Source organism: Flavobacterium sp. AC274, from assembly GCF_979258275.1.
In genome coordinates this window covers 4,141,142-4,159,652 of sequence record NZ_OZ409852.1, presented here as the reverse complement: position 1 = coordinate 4,159,652, position 18,511 = coordinate 4,141,142, and the positions used below count along the sequence as shown (strand labels likewise).

The following is an 18,511-nucleotide window of genomic DNA, read 5'->3' as shown; positions in this document are numbered from 1 at the left end:
AGAATAAAGATTTAGAAATTAAGCGTTAAGAATACTTTTAATACATAACTCCTAACGAATAATTCATAACATAAAAATAAAAAAATGTATAAACTATCGTCTATATCGCTTTTGTTGCTTTTGATAGGATTTAATATCTCGGCGCAAAATTCCATTCCTGGAAAAACAGAATGGTTTGATCCTAATAAACCAGCTTCAACATATTGTAATCCAATAAATATTGGTTACAATTACACGACCTTTAACCACAACGGGATTCCTGAATCGCGTCGTTCAAGTGCAGATCCTGTTATTATTACTTATAAAGGCGAATATTATTTATTTGCTACCAATCAGGCAGGTTTCTTTTGGAGTAAAGACATGTCTGACTGGAAATTTGTATACGGAAGTTTTCAGAGACAGCCGGGAGATGATGACCAATGCGCACCAGCTGCTTGGGTGGTAAACGATACTTTGTTTTATGTTGGATCAACATGGAAAAAAGATCATCCGATTTGGAAAACAGCCGATCCAAAATCAGGAAAATGGTTGCGACATGTTGATAAAGCAATGTTACCAACCTGGGACCCTGCTATTTTTCAGGATGATGATAAAAAAGTATATATGTACTACGGTTCAAGTGGGAAATTACCACTTGTTGGCGTAGAAGTAGATTATAAAACATGGTTGCCAAAAGGAAATCAGGCAGATTATGCACAATTGTACGCAGCGACAGAAGTTGAGGATATTCAAAAACCTTACGGTCAGGCAAAAGCAGTTGTTGGTTTAGATCCTGCTTCACACGGTTGGGAACGTTTTGGACCTAACAATGATATGGAACCTGCACCCTGGGGTAATTTTATTGAGGGCGCATGGATGACCAAACACAACGGTAAATATTATATGCAATATGGTGCTCCTGCTACTGAATTTAAAGGATATGCAAACGGAGTTCACGTTGGTGATAATCCGTTAGGACCATTTGTGTATCAAAAGCACAATCCAATGTCGTATAAGCCCGGAGGATTTGTAATTGGTGCCGGACACGGAAACACTTTTGCAGATATTTACGGAAATTACTGGAATACAGGAACATGCAAAATTTCGATAAAAGACCGTTTTGAACGTCGTATTGATATGTTTCCTGCCGGATTTGATAAAGATGATGTAATGTATTCTAATACTTCTTATGGAGATTTCCCGATAAAACTTCCTACCGAACAACGCAATCATGAAAATGGAGCTTCTTCCGGATGGATGCTTTTATCTTATAAAAAAATGGCTACAGTTTCTTCTTCAGAAGATTGTATGGAAGTGGAAACACACAGAATGGATAATGGAGGCAAAAAAGTCTATGAAAAATTCTGCTACGGACCAACAAATTTAACCGATGAAAATATTCAAACGTATTGGTCTGCAAAAACAGCTAATCCGGGTGAATGGTTACAGCTTGATTTAGGGAGAAAAATGCAGGTAAATGCTTTGCAAATTAATTATGCCGATCATAAAGCAACACAATACAATAAAGCGATGGATATTTATTATCAGTATAAAATATTCATGTCTGACGATGCTGTAAACTGGACATTGGTTGTAGATAAATCTCAAAATGATAAAGATGCTCCGCATGATTATGTTGAATTAACAAAATCAATCGAAGCGCGTTACATCAAAATGGAAAACATTCATAATGCTTCGGGATTATTTGCGGTTTCAGATTTCAGGGTTTTTGGAAACGGATTGATGGCAAAACCAAAAGCTGTTTCTGGTTTTAAAGTAAATAGAAATACCAAAGATTCTCGTAATGCAATGATTTCCTGGAAGAAACAAACTGACGCAATTGGATATAATATTTATTACGGAATTGCCCCGGATAAATTATACAATACCATTATGGTTTATGATGAAAGTGCGTATGATTTTAGAGGTTTGGATAAAGACACAAAATATTATTTTACGGTTGAAGCTTTTAACGAAAATGGTATTAGTACAAAAACGAAGCTTATTGAAGTAAAATAATTATGTAACTATTTTTTCATAAAAGGTTGACTAAAATGGCAACGATTTATAAAAGAATTTGTTCCTTTGCATAGCTATCATGTAGCAGATTAAGTAACCCGAAAAAAGCCATTAAACCTATGAAAAAAACAATTCTTTTAACTGCATTAGTTTTAAGCGGATTGACATCTTTTGCCCAGTCAAATGATGAAAAAAATATTAAATTATTTTATAAAAAGGCCTTAACCGAGTCTAAAGCTTACACTTGGTTAGAGTATTTGTCTAACGATATTGGAGCTCGTTTATCAGGATCACAAAACGCACAGCTGGCTGTTAATTATACTAAATCTCAGCTTGAAAGCTTAGGACTTGACAAAGTATATTTACAAGAAGTTATGGTTCCGCATTGGGTTCGTGGCGAAAAAGAAAGTGCTTTTATTTTAAACGGAAAAGTTAAAACTGCTGTGCCAATTTGTGCTTTGGGTGGATCTGTTGCAACTGCAAAAACAGGACTTACGGCAGAAGTTATAGAAGTTCAGGGAATTAAAGAACTTGCCGAATTAGGAGATAAAGTAAAAGGAAAAATTGTGTTTTTTAACAGACCAATGAATCCTGAAAATGTTGAAACTTTCATTTCATACGGAGCTTGTGTTGATCAAAGATTTGCTGGTGCAAAAGAAGCCGCTAAACTTGGAGCAGTAGGAACAATTGTACGTTCGATGAACTTACGTTTAGACGATTTTCCTCATACAGGTGCACAAAGTTATGGTGATTTGCCAAAAGAACAATATATTCCAACAGCGGCGATTAGTACAAACGGAGCTGAATTATTAAGTGCGACCTTAAAAAGCAATCCGGCTTTAAAATTTTATTTCAAACAATCTTGCGAAACATTGCCTGATGTATTATCATATAATGTTATTGGAGAATTAACAGGAACAGTAACTCCGGAGAATATTATGGTTGTTGGCGGTCACTTAGATTCTTGGGATCTGGCTGATGGTTCTCAGGATGATGGAGCAGGAGTAGTACAAAGTATGGAAGTAGTTCGTATTCTTAAAAATTTAAACTACAAACCTAAAAATACAATTCGCGTAGTTTTATTTATGAATGAAGAGAATGGCGGAAAAGGTGGAGCGAAATATGAAGAAGTTTCAAAACAAAAAAATGAGAACCATATTTTTGCTTTAGAAAGTGATTCAGGCGGATTTTCACCAAGAGGTTTTTCAATTGAAGCAGACGATGCGAACCTAAAAAAATACAAGGATTCAGAGATCTTTTTGAGCCTTATTTAGTTCATAGTTTTACAATTGGACATGCAGGATCTGATATTAGCCATTTAACATCTAAAGCGATTGTTAAAGCTGGTTTAAAACCTGATTCTCAACGTTATTTTGATTACCACCACGCAGCAAACGACAAATTTGATGCTGTTAATAAAAGAGAATTAGAACTTGGAGCAGCAACAATGGCAAGCTTAGTTTATTTATTAGACCAAACCGGAATTGAAATGCCAAAGGCTAATTAATTTTAAATAGATATTTACAAAATGAAGCCGTCTCAAATACGTTTGAGACGGCTTTTTAATTTAATTCACAATTGATTCCTTAGAGTATAATATTTAATCACTTAAAGCAGTTTATAATTTCAAATTAGGGATAAAATGACATTTTTCTTTTAATTAAGTATGTACTATTAATCCTATTTTTTTACTTAAATTTGAAACCTTCTTTAGAGTTATTAATATGGCGACACGATTATTTTTTTCTTTTTTCTTATTCTTTCTTTGAGTATTCATTCACAATCGACAAAGGGGCTGATTGATGGTCTAAATACTATTAATGATCATCAGAAAAAAGTAGAACTCTGTCGAAAAATTGCTTTAAGGTTACAAAAATCGGATTGGGACAGAGCTATAAAATATATTGAATTAGCCGAATCTGAAGCCAAAAAAACAGAAAATCCAGAACTCACGCTGGCGTATGTTTATGTTACTGCAGGAAAAATGTATGCCTCTAAAGAAGTATTTGATGTTAGTTTGAAATATTATTTTAAAGCACATGATATTTACAGGCAAAAAAATAATATTGAAGAATTATCAAAAGTAGAAAACAATCTCGCCATTATTTATTCGCTCGGGAAAAATAAAGAAAAAGCATTAAAATATTTTTTAAACGTATATCACTATCAAAAGTCTAAGAATGATTCCGTTAAGCTCGTAAAAATTTTAAACAATATTGGTACTTTATATCTGGATAAAAATGTAGATTCTTCCTTGCATTATTACCAAAAGGCTGAAGCCATAAACGCAACGATAAAAGACAATACCTTAAAAATTTATGTCTATACTAATTTAGCGCGAGCGTATGCATTAAAAAAGGATGAACAAAATGCTTACTATTATTTTGACCAGGCTTTTTCTTTAGTAGATAAACCGGTTGATAATGCTGTAAAAGCCTTTGTATATGAATCTTTTTCGCAATATAAATTAAAAGAGAAAAACTATGATGCCGTAATTGTAAATGCAAAAAAGGCATTAGAATTAGGTAAAGATAATATTTACAGTTTTTCAGGTTTAAACCTTAATAAAATGCTTTACGAGGTTTATATAAGTACGGCAGATTATAAAAATGCGGTACATTATTTTCAGAAATATAATGCAATCAACGACAGCATTAATGTTGAAGAAAAAGCAGTAAATCTGGAAAGAATAAAATTGGAACAGGATTACAAAGTTCGCACACAAATAAAAACACTTATAGAACAAAAGAAACTCTTTAAGTATTCTGTGGTGGGATTGATATTGGTAGTTGGCATTTTGATTTTAATTATTTTACTCATAAAATATCGAAACAGAAACATTAAAAATCAACTGGAAAAAGAAAAATTAAACACCAAAATGCAAGGTTTAAAAGAAAACCTGAAAGCTAAAAATATGGTTCTGATAGGAAAAGCAATGTCAGAAATACATCGTACAGACAGCATTAATGAAATTCTTACTGATCTTAAACAAATTAAACTCAAAGCTATTAATAAAGAAATGCAGCAGGCTATTGATATAGTTTTAAAGCGTTTGGAAAAGAATTTAAATACCGATATCTGGAAAGAATTCGAAATAAGTTTTGAACAGGTTCACCAGTCTTTTTTTGATAAACTAAAAAACGATTATCCTTCCCTTAGTCCAAAAGACCGAAGATTATGTGCTCTTTTATACCTGGATTTAACAACAAAAGAAATTTCTCAGATTACCGGGCAGTCATTCAAAGCGATCGAAAATTCCAGAACAAGGCTTCGGAAAAAGTTTGATTTGACTAACGAAAAGGTAAATCTCTCCACTTATCTCAATACATTTTAAACCTAATAAATATAAAAAATAACCCAAACTAATCGTCTGATTTAGTTTGGGTTATTTTTTTTGAGTGTTTTTTGAGTGACAATTTTTTACCTGTGAGTGTTTTTGTAATAGTACTTTTTTCCAAAAATATATAGCGTCCATTCTACATTTACCAAATCGATGCAAATAAATTTAGAATGAACGAGAAGAAAAAAGTACCTCCTAAAAGTTTAGAACAGCTTTTGGAAGAAACAAAAACCCAAAAGGAAATCCTCTTAAAGATTCTTGAAAAAATAACAAAAGAAAATCCTGAAGATCAAACTCCAAATTGATTTTTAGAAAGGCACTTGAGTGGCTGCTATACCATTTAAAGTGCGATTATAACCAAACTAACCATAATATTAATTTTAAATTTAAAGAAATGAAGCAGATTTACCTCAAAACCAAGTGTTTGTTTGTTTTGTTAAGTTTCTTCGCCTGTTCCGTAGGAATGGCTCAGTCTCCTTTTCAAAGCGTAAAAAAAGATGGTGTGAAAATGGCTGTTGACGAGTCAGCACCAAATCAGACAAAAGATCAAGTTAGTAAGACAAATAATGATCCAAATTCTACTCAGAGTAACAATGCCGGCAATCTTCTAATTCAGGAAGAAGAAAAGATAAGTGGCAAAGAGCTTTCTAAAGCAGAAAGTGAATCGATAACAAAACAGCTACAGCAAAGCCAGCAATTATTTGGACAAAAACTAAATGATTCAGAGAAAACAAACGCACAGGATACTGTAAGCACGAAGGTTAAATCTTTTGCTAAATCATCAAGTTTAACTGCCAAAAACATATTCGAAGTTAAAAAAGAAGCTTTTGATTTGTCTGCATCAGATAAAATGCAATTAAAATCAATCTCTGATAATCATGGAAGAACACTGGCTACTTATCAGCAATTGCATAATTCTGTTCCGGTAGAAGGAGCAATTTACAAGGTTAGAGAAAATAAAACCAAGATAGACGCATTTGGTTATACTGCTAAAAAATTGTCTATAAGCAGCAGTTATAAAGTAAGTGCTACAGCTGCTTTAGAAAATGCACTTAGAAAAGTAAACGCCAAACAATACATTTGGGAAAGTAAAAAATTAGGTGCTTTACTTGATAAAAATATAAGTACAAAACCAGAAGGAGAATTGGTTTATGTTGGACCTAATTTTTCTTCGGAACTAAAGGAATATTACCTGACATGGAAATTTGATATTTATGCAATCAATCCGCAATCAAGCCAGACTATTTACGTAGATGCAAACTCTGGAAAAATAGTTCTTATTATCGACTTAAATCGAGATGCCAGTTTAGAAGGCCAAAGGCTGGGTAGAGGTAAATCAAGATACGCCGGAGATGTAACTTTTAATACCAAACAATATGCTGATGGTTATAGATTAGAAGGCCTGCAGGGAAAGTATAATGTGCCAATGTATACGATGAACCTGAATCACAATGATCAGGCTTCAGATGAAGTAATTACTGATTTTATTGATGAAGATAATATTTGGAATGAACTGCACAATAAAAATAATGATGAAGTTGCCATTGATATCCATTGGGGTATGCAGAAAACCATAGAATATTATGGTGAAAAATTTGATCGAAATAGTATCGACGATAAAGGAATGACAATTATTGGTCTCGCACATTTAGGCAATAATGTCGAAAATGCTTCATGGACTGGAGGATGGGCACAATTTGGAGATGGTTACGATACGCCTTATGTTGGATTAGGAATTACAGCTCATGAATTAACGCATGGCGTAACACGTTTCACGGCTGGTTTAATCTATCAGGGAGAATCAGGTGCTATGAATGAATCCTTCAGTGATATTTTTGGTGTTTCTGTTGAGTTTTATGTTGGAAAAGACAAAAAAGATGACATTTGGATGTTGGGTAACGAATTGTATACACATGGTAGTATGAGAAGCATGTCTAATCCGAAAGCCCAAGGACAACCTGATACTTATAAAGGAATAAATTGGGCAAATACATCAAACATAAATTACGATAATGGTGGTGTGCACATTAACAGTGGAATAACAAATTACTGGTTTTATCTTTTAAGTGAAGGCGGTCAAGGTGTAAATGATCTTAATAGCAGTTATGATGTTAAAGCTATTGGTATTACCAAAGCAGAGAAAATCGCCTACATAACGCTTACAGAGTATTTATCTCCTTCTTCAAACTTTAGTGATATGCGTCAGGCAACTTTAATGGTTGCAGAAGATTTATACGGATTAGGTTCTGAAGAATACAAACAAGTTACCAATGCCTGGTACGCTATTGGTATTGGAGCAGCTTATACAGACAAACAAATATCTCTTGTTTCTGTCGAAAAACCTTCTGCTGTTTGTGGTTCTTTAAAAGGGGATGAGCCTTTTTATATTAAAATTAAAAATACAGGATCTACTGTAATTAAAGCAAATGAGAGCTTAAATTACAAATTAAGATTGATGACACAAGGTTTTGGTGGCAGATTTAATGTTCTTTACACCAACGGTAGTACTATCAGTTTTACCAAAGATCTTAGTATAGGCGAAGAAACGACTATAAAAATTCAGGACAATATTCCTTATATCATTAGTGCTACTACAGTAAACTATGTAGAAGTAAAACTTGATTTTAAGTCTATCACAGATTTTGGACCAAAAGACGGAGTTACTTTTATTGGAACTTTAGTGGTTCCTCCGGCACAAAAAGATTTTGATCTTAAACTTATGGGGCTAAATCTTCCCGTGTACTCAGGAGAAGCTTTATCTGCCAATCATCCATTAGCAGTAACTGTTTATAATTTGGGCTGTCAGGATCTACCAGCTGGATCTCAATTAAAAGTTGGATACTTGAATACACTTTCCGGAGGCGAAACTATCTGGAAAGACATTACACTGGAAGCTGTTTTTAAAGGCAATTCAGAAATGATAATTCCTTTAGGTAATATTGATCTTTCAGCAGCTGGTTTGCATAATTATGAAGCTTTTGTAACCTATAGCCAGGATCCTATAACTACGAATAACAGTATTACAAATTCGGTTTATAATGGGGTTGTAACTCAATTTCCATATTTTCAGGATTTCGAAAAAACACCAGGCGGCTGGTATTCAAAATCAATACTTACGAATCAAAAATTTGTATGGCAGCAAACTTCTGTGATTTCATTTAGAGATACTAAATCGAAATATTTATGGGGTACTGTAAATTATGGCACTTCTGAAAAAATTCCGCCAAATTCTGATTTTACATTAGAATCTCCAATATTTGATTTCACCAATATTACCTCTCCATATGTTGAGTTTGATATGATTTATTTGTTTTATAAAGGATATGACGGATTAATTGTTGAATATTCTGAAGATAAAGGTCAAAACTGGAAAAAAGCTACAGGGATTGATTATCCAGAAACTTTGCAATACAATGATTTAGTAGTTGGTCCATGGTTTAGCGGAATTAATAATAATACTGATAAAAAACCAACAGGAATACGTTTAAATGAACTTGCTGGTAAAAAGGCCGCTATTCGATTTCGTGTAGTTACAGATAGTTATCCTAGTAATTTTTTAGGTGCTTTTATAGACAATATTCGTGTAAGTAATGCACCTTATGATTTAGAAGTTACGGCTGCAAAATTAGATGCCGGTTCCTGTACTGTAAACAATGATAATGTAACAATTAGTGCAAAGATCATTAATAATTTCGCAACCGCTAAAGAGCAGGTCAATGTAACAGTTAAAATTCTTGATAAAGAAAAAAATGAAGTTTTTTCTAATACTGAAAAAATGGCCTTAGTATTTACAAAATATAGAGATACGCTAACATATTCTATTTCAAATATTAATTTAAAAAGTATTGGTAAAAATACAGTTACGGTTTCAGTTTTCCCTGAAGAAGTAGCTCAGGAAGTTAAACCAGAAAATAATTCGATAACATTTGGTTTCGATAACTGGAATAATAAAGATATGAAGATAGATTCATTGCCTTATACAATGGATTTTGAAGATATCACCCAATACAAAGGGTGGAGAACTTCTGAAAATAATAATAGCGGAGGATGGAAATATGGAACAAGTACTGATTTAGAATCTCCGGGATGGCCTCTAAAAGAGCATACACATTTTATGGCGAGCAATGATGACAAATGCAATTGTGATGCATCAAATGATATGTTGATTTCTCCAGTATTAGATTTAAGCAAGTATAAAGAAGCACATTTGTCATTTGATGGTTTTGGAGACGGACAAAGACTTTCAGACGGATATGTAAAAGTAAGTACTGATGGAGGAAAGACTTGGGAACAGGTGTTTAAAATGTCTTATATCAATAACTGGATAGAATATCACGTAAATTTAACTCCATATGCAGGGAAATCTTGTGTTCTGGTTGCATTTGTACACAATGATAACGGATTGTTTGCCAATGGTTTTGCAGTAGATAATATTAAAATCAAAGACACGGCAGATTATTTACAGCTCTCCAATTTAAGTGTACCAGAAAAGGTATATGAAAATGTGCCATCACATCAATTTTTTATAAGTGCAAAGAATTTATCTTACAGTACAGTTAATAAGGCAACTATCGAATATCAAATTACCCAAGATGATACACCTGTGGGTAAACCAATCGTACTAGAAAGAAATGATCAGATATTTCGATATCAAACTATTGTTTATACAGTAGATGGTATACCGCAGTTACCAGCAGGAAATTATGGGATTACTGTAAAAGTAATTGCAGAAGGAGAACCAAAAGCGTTGGCAGAGGAGCTTATAGGAACTTTTCAGGTTTTGGAAAAAGCACCAACTTTAGATGTTGAAACTTTTTCTACTATATCAGCGGGATCAATATTTGGATCAAAAGGATTTGTTTCTAATCAAAGTGATGAAAATTATCCATGGCGAGCAGTTGTTAAACCGGATAATGCAAATCTGGGTCTTCCTAAAAAAGATCATACTGGCGATATTGCAGCGCAAATGCTTTACAATCAACTAGAAGGTTATGCAGCTTATGGAGAATTAATCTCTCCGTTGTATAATTTATCTGAAAACACAACTGCTTTAGAATTTTATTACGGACTTGAAAGTAATTATAATAATGCCTTTATTATAGATGTTAAAACTGCAGGAGGCGAATGGAATGAAATATGGAGAGTGTCTAAACAAGGATTTTATAAAGACACTCAATGGCAAAAAGGGATAGTAAATTTAAGTAAATATGCAGGTAAATCTGTCATGCTGCGATTTAGACATGCCAAAGCAAGCGGATATTCTTATATGGTATTAGATGATTTAAAAGTAATCACGGATCCTATTTTAGATTTATCTGTACAAATATTGTCGCCAAAAGATGTATGTGGCGGGTCTGAAGTTAAAGTTAAGCTGACCAATGAAGGACAAATTGCAATTCAGGAAAAGGCAATTCAATTAAATTTAGAATATATCAATACAAATGAAACTATTTCAGAAGTGATTGAAGCAGCGATTCCGGCAGGTGAAAGCATAGAATATATTTTAAAAAAACAGCCTAAACTTGATACAAGTGGTGATTCTCATGTATTTAATATTATTGCAAAATTAGATAATGATCTTATTCCGCAAAACAATGAAATAAAAAACTATATCTATCAAGAGGTATCCGGAGATTTCAAAATATTTGATAATTCAGTAATTCATGGATATGAAGGTAAAAGTTTATACATCGATGCAGCGACGAATTTTAGGGCTAATAAATTAGAAGTTGTTTCCTATAAATGGAATACCGGTGATGTTTCTAATGGTATAGAAATCAATAAAGCAGGAGATTACACAGTAACATTAGTAATGAAAAACGGATGTAAGCTGACAGAAACCATAACTGCAACATTTGATACTTTCGAATCTGAATTGGAAAGTGGAGAGCTATGCGGTCCTGAAGTTGTTTTGTCTCCCGGAAAATACAAATCTTACGAATGGTTTGATGGCTCAACAGAACCAACTATTACGATAACAGAAAGTGGAGATTATTATGTAACGGTTTACAATGAAAATGGCATCGGTAAAATTGTTAGTACTACCATTTCAATTCTTGAAAACAATATCATACCCGAGATTCAGGTTGTAGGGAATAAAAAATTAACTGCTTCGGTTGAAGCTGTTTCCTATCAATGGTTTCTAAATGAAAGACCTATACCAAATGCAACCGAAAAATCTATAATCACAATTTGGGAAGGAAATTACAGCCTTCAGATAACCAATAATAATGGATGTAACAGTAAATCAAGTCCATTTGATTCAAAAGGTATGCTTGTTGGAAAAATAACAAATCCCTTTAGAGTATTTCCTAATCCGGCAGCTGATACGGTAAATATCTTTTTGGCCGATAAAAATGAAGGAGAAGCACAAATCAATATTTATGCAATGGATGGTAAAGCATTGTGGAATAAAACTTATGCAAGTATTCCGGCAAATATAAATGTAAGCGAATTAAATCCTGGAGTTTATGTTTTAGACTGTATCATAAATGGCAAGAAATATACAGCCAAAATCATTAAGAAGTAACAGCATTAAAGATAGATAAGGTAGCTCTCATTTTTGAGAGTTACCATTCTTAAACAAAGAAATACTATGAAAAAATACATACTAATTTTAGGCGCACTTTTTTTGGCGTGACTGTTATGGGACAAACTGAAAAAGTAAAACTAGGCGTGAAAGCAGGTTTAAATATCTCAAATCTTACTGTTGATGAAAGCGAATTGAATTCATCAGGTAAAACAGGGTTTACGGCAGGAATTATGGTCGAAATTCCTATGGCGAAGAATTTTTCTCTTCAACCTGAATTGTTATACAGCCAACAAGGAACAAAAATCACTTTTTCTGATGAAGAAGTAGCAAATTCTCACTATAAAAGTACTATTGAATTGAATTATTTAAATATTCCCGTAATGTTGAAATATTACGTAATAAAAGGATTAAGTGTACAAGCCGGGCCTCAAATAGGAATATTATTGAAAGCTAATAATAAATATCAGGATAACTTTTTGGGTTATGAAAATCAAGGGAGTTTTAATCTAAAAGAGTATTCGAGCGGTATAGATACTTCTGTAAACTTCGGTTTGGGGTATCAATTAAAAAATAAATTTTATACAGATGTAAGATATAATATTTCTTATTCTAATGTATTTAAAGATGGAAATGCAAATCGTTACATCGATAATAATATGAAAAACAAAGTTTTTCAAATAACGCTTGGTTATTTTTTACAATAATTCATTTTTCATTTTTGTTGAAAAGGAAGCCGTCTCTTTTTTGAGATAGCTTCTTTTTTTATAATTACAATTTCATTACGATCAAATAATACAACATTGTAACAGGAATATTAGACAAGAGAATTAAAATTTTAACCGCTATGTCTTTTCTCTGTTCTGTGAGTTCAATAAACTTATCAATAAGATGGAATAACATTATAGAGTTAAGTACTATTGCTGATGCCACAAATGGAAAAGCAACAATTAAAATATTCGGATTGGCATTTGTAACAATATAAAGTACAAATAAAATGGTGCTGACAATAAAACTGCCGATAGCCAATTCTGTCGATTGTTTTTCTTCAAAAGGTTTTTCAGTTGTTTTCATAAAATTAAATTTTAAATGTTTTTTGAATTGATTGAACAGGAATTAACAGCATTTTTGAAAAATCCAGATAATGAAAGGGAAGAGCTTGTTTGCCTCTTTTATATTGCTGAAAAAAATAATTGATATGGCGCAGATAAAAAGGAGTGCCCGAAAGAATAACCATAAATAAATACAAACTTCTTTTCCCGTTTCCTAAAAGATAATATTGCATTCCGATTTCATCAGCAACCGAAATTCCAGTGTTTGTTAAAACATGAATAATGTCGTGATCTTCCAGTTTTGGCTGAATATCAAAATGATTTTTGTAAAGGAAATTACCCAAACCAAACCCAAGAGAATCTACTGGATATTGTAATAATTCATCCTTATCAATTTCCCACGGAATACTCTTTTTAAAATACTTTTGATATGGTTTTCTGGACCATTCATACATTTTTTCAATAATATAATCTTTCATATAATAATTTTAAAAGTTCTTTGAAATTCAAAGTAAAATAATAAATAAAAAAGCTAATTTGAGTTTTAAATTAGCTTTGTATGTTTTTTTAATAAGTATCGATTACAGTTTTTAACAAATTAGAATCGGCTAGGTTAGAAGGTGAGACTACTTTTTCAGTAAGCGGAATATCATTTCCGTATCTTTCCTTTAATATTTTTTGAACTCTTTCATCTTTCAAATTAAAATCTTTTAATTCCTGTAATGGACACAATTCGATACCGGCTCCCGTTTTATATATTTTCCAGACCAATTCAGAACAGTAGATTCTATTATCCGTCCATTCAAAATAAGCATCATATTCTTTACCGTTAAATTGCTGTCCATAATCTTTCATCTTTTGTAAAGTACTTGCAGTCAAAATTTTTTCTGCATTTTTCAATCTTTTTACAACATATTTATTTTCCTTTCCGTGTTTTATCCATTCATCCAGCAGCGTTATTTTTACGGGCTGAACAGCTTCAAAAACAAATTTCCTGTCATTGATAAAGAAGATAATTCCGCAATGCGAAAATTTCGAGTTTGTCGCAATTCTCACCGCTTCACATTGCTTAGATTCTGAAGTTTGAAAAATAATATCTCCATCCTGAACTTTATCAGATAGCGTGGTTTGTGGTTTTGTTCCAGAAAACGGATTGTTAGGAAATACCAACGTTGCCACATACAAAGCACAGCAAAAACTAATTAAAAATGTAGTTCCTAAAAAGATGTATTTCATTTTTTTCATGTTGAATTTTTAAATCCTAAATATACTTTAAATTCCATCATTTCTTATTTCAGTTTTTTAATATTAACTAAAAAAACAAAAGCTATATAAAGTACTTTGAAATGCAAAGTAAATAATAAAAAAATAGCTGCCAAATAAAATGACAGCTATTTTATAAATATATTTTAAGAAATATTAGATTCTAAATATACCTCCAACAGCAATAATACGCTGAAAGAAGAAAAAATCTTGAGAAGCTTTATCTTCACTACTTGTTGTAGTTCTAATATCCTGCATGTTAATGTAACCACCTTTTAACTCTCCCTGAATGTAGAAGTGTTTGAAAAAAGTAACGTTGATACCTGCTTTTGCAGAAACACCATAACCAGAAACGTGAAAATCATCATGACGCTCTTTTCCTAAAAGTGTTGTATTTGTTTTAGGATATAAAACTCCTGCACCCAAACCTTCAGTTAAGTTAATTTGAACTTTATCAATGTTCGGAAGACTAAACAATTTCGAAATATCATCAAATCTTGAAACCTCAGTATTAATATAGTTCAAACCATCAGTATGTTCGTAAATTAAAAATGGAGTACCACCGTTAAGAGTACCGCCACCTTCCATAGCACCACCTTGAGACATGTCTACAGGTGTATTGTTGTAATTTCCATTGTAAATTGAACCAGCCTGATCTGCTGGCAAATTGATGTCTCCGGTAACATTTGCAATTTGATTTTGTGACATTACATATTTCATGTGGTCAACACCAATTGTAACACTATAATGATCACTAAAAAAATAACCTAATCTCAAATTAGTTTGCGGAATAGTCATGTTTGCAGGATTAATATAATCGACATGCCAGCCTTTCGGTTTGTCATGCGCCTGCATGTTATCAACAGTAAAATTATAATCTTTTCCTCTAAAAGTTACATCAGACTTTGAGTAGCTTTCTCTATTTCCACCCCACATTACAAAGAACTTTCCTTTATTGTGTGCTGTATATTTATTTTGTATTGCAATTTCTTCCTGAGCAAATGTATTTACAGCAAAACACATTAAAAAGAAAGGCAAGAATAAAAATTTATTTTTCAATGAATTGATTGTATAATAAAAATTAAAAGGCGTTTACAGTTTTTCTTATGGCAACTAACTTAGTCATTAGATCTTCAAAATAGTCTAAATGCAACATGTTAGCACCATCACTTTTTGCATTAGCAGGGTCAAAGTGTGTTTCGATAAAAATACCGTCAACACCCACAGCAATACCCGCTTTGGCAACAGTTTCAATCATATCAGGTCTTCCTCCGGTAACACCCGCAGTTTGATTAGGTTGTTGTAATGAATGTGTAACATCCAAAACGGTAGAAGCATATTGTTGCATAGTAGGAATTCCTCTAAAATCAACAATCATGTCCTGGTAACCAAACATTGTACCACGGTCTGTAACCATAACATTCTCATTCTGACAGTCTAATACTTTTTGTACAGCATGTTTCATGCTTTCTGGACTCATAAATTGTCCTTTTTTCAAGTTCACCACTTTTCCTGTATTTGCTGCAGCAACAACAAGATCAGTCTGGCGTACAAGAAAAGCAGGAATTTGTAAAACATCTACATATTGCGCAGCCATCTCAGCATCTTCATTAGTATGAATATCCGTTACGGTTGGAATATGAAAAGTTTCAGAAACTTTTCTTAAAATTTTTAATGCTTTTTCGTCACCAATTCCAGAAAAACTATCAATTCTCGAACGGTTCGCTTTTTTAAATGATCCTTTAAATACATAAGGAATCTGAAGTTTGTCGGTAATACCAACTAATTTTTCAGCAATCCTGAGAGCCATTTCTTCTCCTTCAATAGCGCAAGGTCCCGCCAATAAAAAGAAATTCCCACTATCAGTATGCTTAATTTGTGGAATATGTTGTATGTTCATAATATGATTTTTTGACAGTGCAAAGGTAGTTATGATTTATGAATACAAGATGAAGATTTAAGATTATTTTAAGAAGCCTCCCGATAGCTATCGGGACTGCCCGCTGCAATCTTTTTCTCCAAACCCTTTTTTTCTAGGTCTTTGCAGGAGCTTCCGCTGGTCGCTCTGCAAAAACCAGAAAAAATAGGCTTTCTCAAAAAAGGATTTCCGCTGCTATCAGGGCTAGAATTGTAGTGGAATTATAGGATTTGATTAGGAATATCTCTTCAAAACAGTTTCTCAATTATACCTTCAAATTAAATTCTGTTTCCAAAATAGCATCCAACTGATCATCTTCAAAAGAAATAATTTCGGCAATCCCGTTTGTCACTGATTTTAACGAATTTTTTGATAATATTTTTTTGCCCAACGGATTTTGTAACACAACAATTAATTTTTGGGTAAAAACCGAATCCGGATGCGAGTAATTGTAATAATTGGCAGGTTTAAAATCGATCCATCTTTGAGGATTAAGATCAAACGAATAGAGATTAGACCATTCTTTGCCGATTAGAATTTGCAGTAAAAATTCATTTTCTTCAGTTTTGACCAAAGTAAAAGTGTCAAAATCATGCTGAATCTCAGTTCTAATTTCACTCAGTTTTAAAGGTTTTCTAATACTGTTGCCGCCAAATCCCAAATCAATCAGATATTCTTCGTTTTCGATGGTAGCAACTATGGCCAAATGTGTTTTAGCATTCGGATCTGGATTTACCAAAGGGCGAACCGCAATATAATAATGCGGAAGACCAATTTCCTGAAGCATTAACGAAAAGATACCATTAATTTGATAGCAATATCCGCCACGTTTTTTAGTCACAATTTGGTTTACAATATCATCACCAATTAAGGAAATAACTTTTCCGGCCTGTACATCAATATTTTCAAAAGGCACACTAAATATCTGGCTTTGCATCAATTTTTTTATGCCTTTTAAATTCAATTTAATTTCTCCCTCAAAATTAATTCTCTTTAAATATTGCTGTAAATCGAAACTTGAAGCTTCAATTTTATGGTTTTTTGATTGTTCCATTTTATTTTTTTTGCATTTTATGAATACAATCAAAATTAAGGCATTTATGTAAGTAAAGAGATAATTTAACTTATTTTTCAAGGATTTTCAAAGTGATTGATTTCTATAAGTTTATAAAAAAAACTTAATCATTTTCAATTTCCCATGGCTAGCGCGAGCGTCCCGCTCGTGCCCGCAATCAAAATCAATTTAGATCTATTTGTAAAACAGTATGGTTATTTTCAGAATAATTTCGAGCAGAGCTGTATTTCCAATCTACAGCATCAGTTACAAAACCTGATTTTACTGGATTTTGATGAATATAATCAAGTTTTTGTTCAAAGACTTTTAATGACCAGATTTCAATTGGGTGATTGTCTTGTTGCCAAAATTGTCGATTTTTAACATTACTATTCTTTTTTCCGGCACGCTCCATCATCCAAAGCATCCATTCCTTTCTGCTTTCCTGGGGATTTTCTATAATTGCCTGAATAAGTTTTTTAGAAGTAAAACCTTTAAAATCTCTCATTAAACCAGATGGATCTCCGTTTCCTGAACGAAAAATTAAATGAATATGGCTAGGCATAATACAATATCCATAAATTTCCATTGCCTTATTCTTTCGACAAAAATCTAACGATTCAATTACTGTCCAAAAATACTCCTCTCGAGTAAATACATCAATCCAATTGACAGTTGCAAAACTTATAAAATATGCGCCTGTTTTTTCTCCAAATTTATATTTAGTACTCATATTTTTATTCAGCATGCGGGCACGAGCGGGACGCTCGCGCTAGCGAAAACAAGGAATTAATAATTTAAAATCTACTCCTTCTTCAAACTCAATCCCATCGGAACCATCAAGATTCCTTTCTCATAAATATTCAAATAAAGTATAACAGGTTTTTTTTGACCTTCCCATTTTAGTTCATAAACATTTAGGAATCCGGCACCCATATCGCTTCGTTTGGTCGGGAAGGGACAGCAGGTTTCTAATCTTGAATACGTGATTTTTTCGCCATTTGGTCCGGCTAAAGCATTCAGGAAACGAGTTTCGTTTAAAGCCTCGTCTCTCGTATTTCTGAAAAAAATATTGATCGGATAATCAGGATCATAACCGTATTTTTTGTCTTTACTAAAAAGCGTAATAACAAAAGTATTGTCTTTCTTTAAAACTAAATCAGGAGCATTGTCATCTACATTTTTCAAAGTCGATTTAGTACTTATACACGAAGTTGCAGTTATAAGTAAAATGATAAAAAAGCTATTTTTTTCATGGTTTAAGAGTATTGGTCGTACAAATGTAAAAGTAAAATAGTTTTGCCACAGATTAAGGAATTAAAAAAGAATAAAATAATTTGTTATAGGCGTAAATCTG

The 18,511-nt window shown here is 32.7% G+C and carries 13 protein-coding genes and 1 pseudogene; 6 read left to right on the top strand and 8 right to left on the bottom strand.

From position 1 onward, the window contains the following. Positions 1-84 precede the first annotated feature (84 nt). From ACZZZT_RS18830 to ACZZZT_RS18805, 6 genes and pseudogenes are all read left to right on the top strand, one after another. The gene (locus ACZZZT_RS18830) at positions 85-1,998 is read left to right on the top strand and encodes a discoidin domain-containing protein (RefSeq protein WP_463461530.1); all 1,914 of its coding nucleotides are present in this window, start codon (positions 85-87) and stop codon (positions 1,996-1,998) included. Between the two features lie 119 nt (positions 1,999-2,117). Then, positions 2,118-3,505, top strand: a pseudogene (locus tag ACZZZT_RS18825) (M20/M25/M40 family metallo-hydrolase). A 258-nt stretch (positions 3,506-3,763) separates the two neighbouring features. Continuing rightward, positions 3,764-5,332 (top strand): tetratricopeptide repeat protein, encoded by a 1,569-nt coding sequence (locus tag ACZZZT_RS18820; protein WP_463461529.1) that lies wholly within the window; start codon positions 3,764-3,766, stop codon positions 5,330-5,332. Positions 5,333-5,508: 176 nt separating this feature from the next. Continuing rightward, positions 5,509-5,643, top strand: a complete 135-nt coding sequence (locus ACZZZT_RS18815) for a hypothetical protein (protein ID WP_463461528.1) — start codon at positions 5,509-5,511, stop codon at positions 5,641-5,643. Between the two features lie 89 nt (positions 5,644-5,732). After that, entirely contained in the window at positions 5,733-11,867 is a 6,135-nt protein-coding gene (locus tag ACZZZT_RS18810) for a M4 family metallopeptidase (protein ID WP_463461527.1), read from the top strand. Positions 11,868-11,974: 107 nt separating this feature from the next. Further along, positions 11,975-12,574, top strand: coding sequence for a porin family protein (locus tag ACZZZT_RS18805; protein WP_463461526.1), 600 nt, complete (start codon positions 11,975-11,977; stop codon positions 12,572-12,574). Positions 12,575-12,638: 64 nt separating this feature from the next. Here ACZZZT_RS18805 and ACZZZT_RS18800 read toward each other — a convergent pair whose 3' ends face one another. The 8 genes from ACZZZT_RS18800 to ACZZZT_RS18765 form a co-directional block, all read right to left on the bottom strand. Continuing rightward, entirely contained in the window at positions 12,639-12,941 is a 303-nt protein-coding gene (locus ACZZZT_RS18800) for a hypothetical protein (RefSeq protein WP_463461525.1), read from the bottom strand. Between the two features lie 4 nt (positions 12,942-12,945). Continuing rightward, positions 12,946-13,398, bottom strand: coding sequence for a hypothetical protein (locus ACZZZT_RS18795; protein ID WP_463461524.1), 453 nt, complete (start codon positions 13,396-13,398; stop codon positions 12,946-12,948). Between the two features lie 88 nt (positions 13,399-13,486). Continuing rightward, a complete protein-coding gene (locus tag ACZZZT_RS18790) occupies positions 13,487-14,164 on the bottom strand; it encodes a YiiX family permuted papain-like enzyme (RefSeq protein ID WP_463461523.1) in 678 nt (225 codons plus the stop codon). Between the two features lie 174 nt (positions 14,165-14,338). After that, positions 14,339-15,241 (bottom strand): hypothetical protein, encoded by a 903-nt coding sequence (locus ACZZZT_RS18785; protein ID WP_463461522.1) that lies wholly within the window; start codon positions 15,239-15,241, stop codon positions 14,339-14,341. Positions 15,242-15,263: 22 nt separating this feature from the next. Next, on the bottom strand, positions 15,264-16,082 hold the full coding sequence (gene kdsA / locus ACZZZT_RS18780; protein ID WP_463461521.1) for a 3-deoxy-8-phosphooctulonate synthase: 819 nt from the start codon (positions 16,080-16,082) through the stop codon (positions 15,264-15,266). A 283-nt stretch (positions 16,083-16,365) separates the two neighbouring features. Next, positions 16,366-17,154, bottom strand: coding sequence for an arylamine N-acetyltransferase family protein (locus ACZZZT_RS18775; protein WP_463461520.1), 789 nt, complete (start codon positions 17,152-17,154; stop codon positions 16,366-16,368). 184 nt (positions 17,155-17,338) lie between these two features. Beyond that, positions 17,339-17,887, bottom strand: coding sequence for an REP-associated tyrosine transposase (locus tag ACZZZT_RS18770; RefSeq protein ID WP_463461519.1), 549 nt, complete (start codon positions 17,885-17,887; stop codon positions 17,339-17,341). A gap of 71 nt (positions 17,888-17,958) precedes the next feature. Then, positions 17,959-18,423 (bottom strand): 2-dehydro-3-deoxyphosphooctonate aldolase, encoded by a 465-nt coding sequence (locus ACZZZT_RS18765; RefSeq protein ID WP_463462466.1) that lies wholly within the window; start codon positions 18,421-18,423, stop codon positions 17,959-17,961. Positions 18,424-18,511 lie beyond the last annotated feature (88 nt).

Bases quoted from the DNA above. Each gene is read 5' to 3' on its own strand.
- ACZZZT_RS18830 (WP_463461530.1), top strand. From the start codon at position 85: ATGTATAAACTATCGTCTATATCGCTTTTGTTGCTTTTGATAGGATTT.
- ACZZZT_RS18815 (WP_463461528.1), top strand. From the start codon at position 5,509: ATGAACGAGAAGAAAAAAGTACCTCCTAAAAGTTTAGAACAGCTTTTG.
- ACZZZT_RS18810 (WP_463461527.1), top strand. From the start codon at position 5,733: ATGAAGCAGATTTACCTCAAAACCAAGTGTTTGTTTGTTTTGTTAAGT.
- ACZZZT_RS18800 (WP_463461525.1), bottom strand. From the start codon at position 12,941: ATGAAAACAACTGAAAAACCTTTTGAAGAAAAACAATCGACAGAATTG.
- ACZZZT_RS18795 (WP_463461524.1), bottom strand. From the start codon at position 13,398: ATGAAAGATTATATTATTGAAAAAATGTATGAATGGTCCAGAAAACCA.
- ACZZZT_RS18790 (WP_463461523.1), bottom strand. From the start codon at position 14,164: ATGAAAAAAATGAAATACATCTTTTTAGGAACTACATTTTTAATTAGT.
- kdsA (WP_463461521.1), bottom strand. From the start codon at position 16,082: ATGAACATACAACATATTCCACAAATTAAGCATACTGATAGTGGGAAT.
- ACZZZT_RS18775 (WP_463461520.1), bottom strand. From the start codon at position 17,154: ATGGAACAATCAAAAAACCATAAAATTGAAGCTTCAAGTTTCGATTTA.
- ACZZZT_RS18770 (WP_463461519.1), bottom strand. From the start codon at position 17,887: ATGAGTACTAAATATAAATTTGGAGAAAAAACAGGCGCATATTTTATA.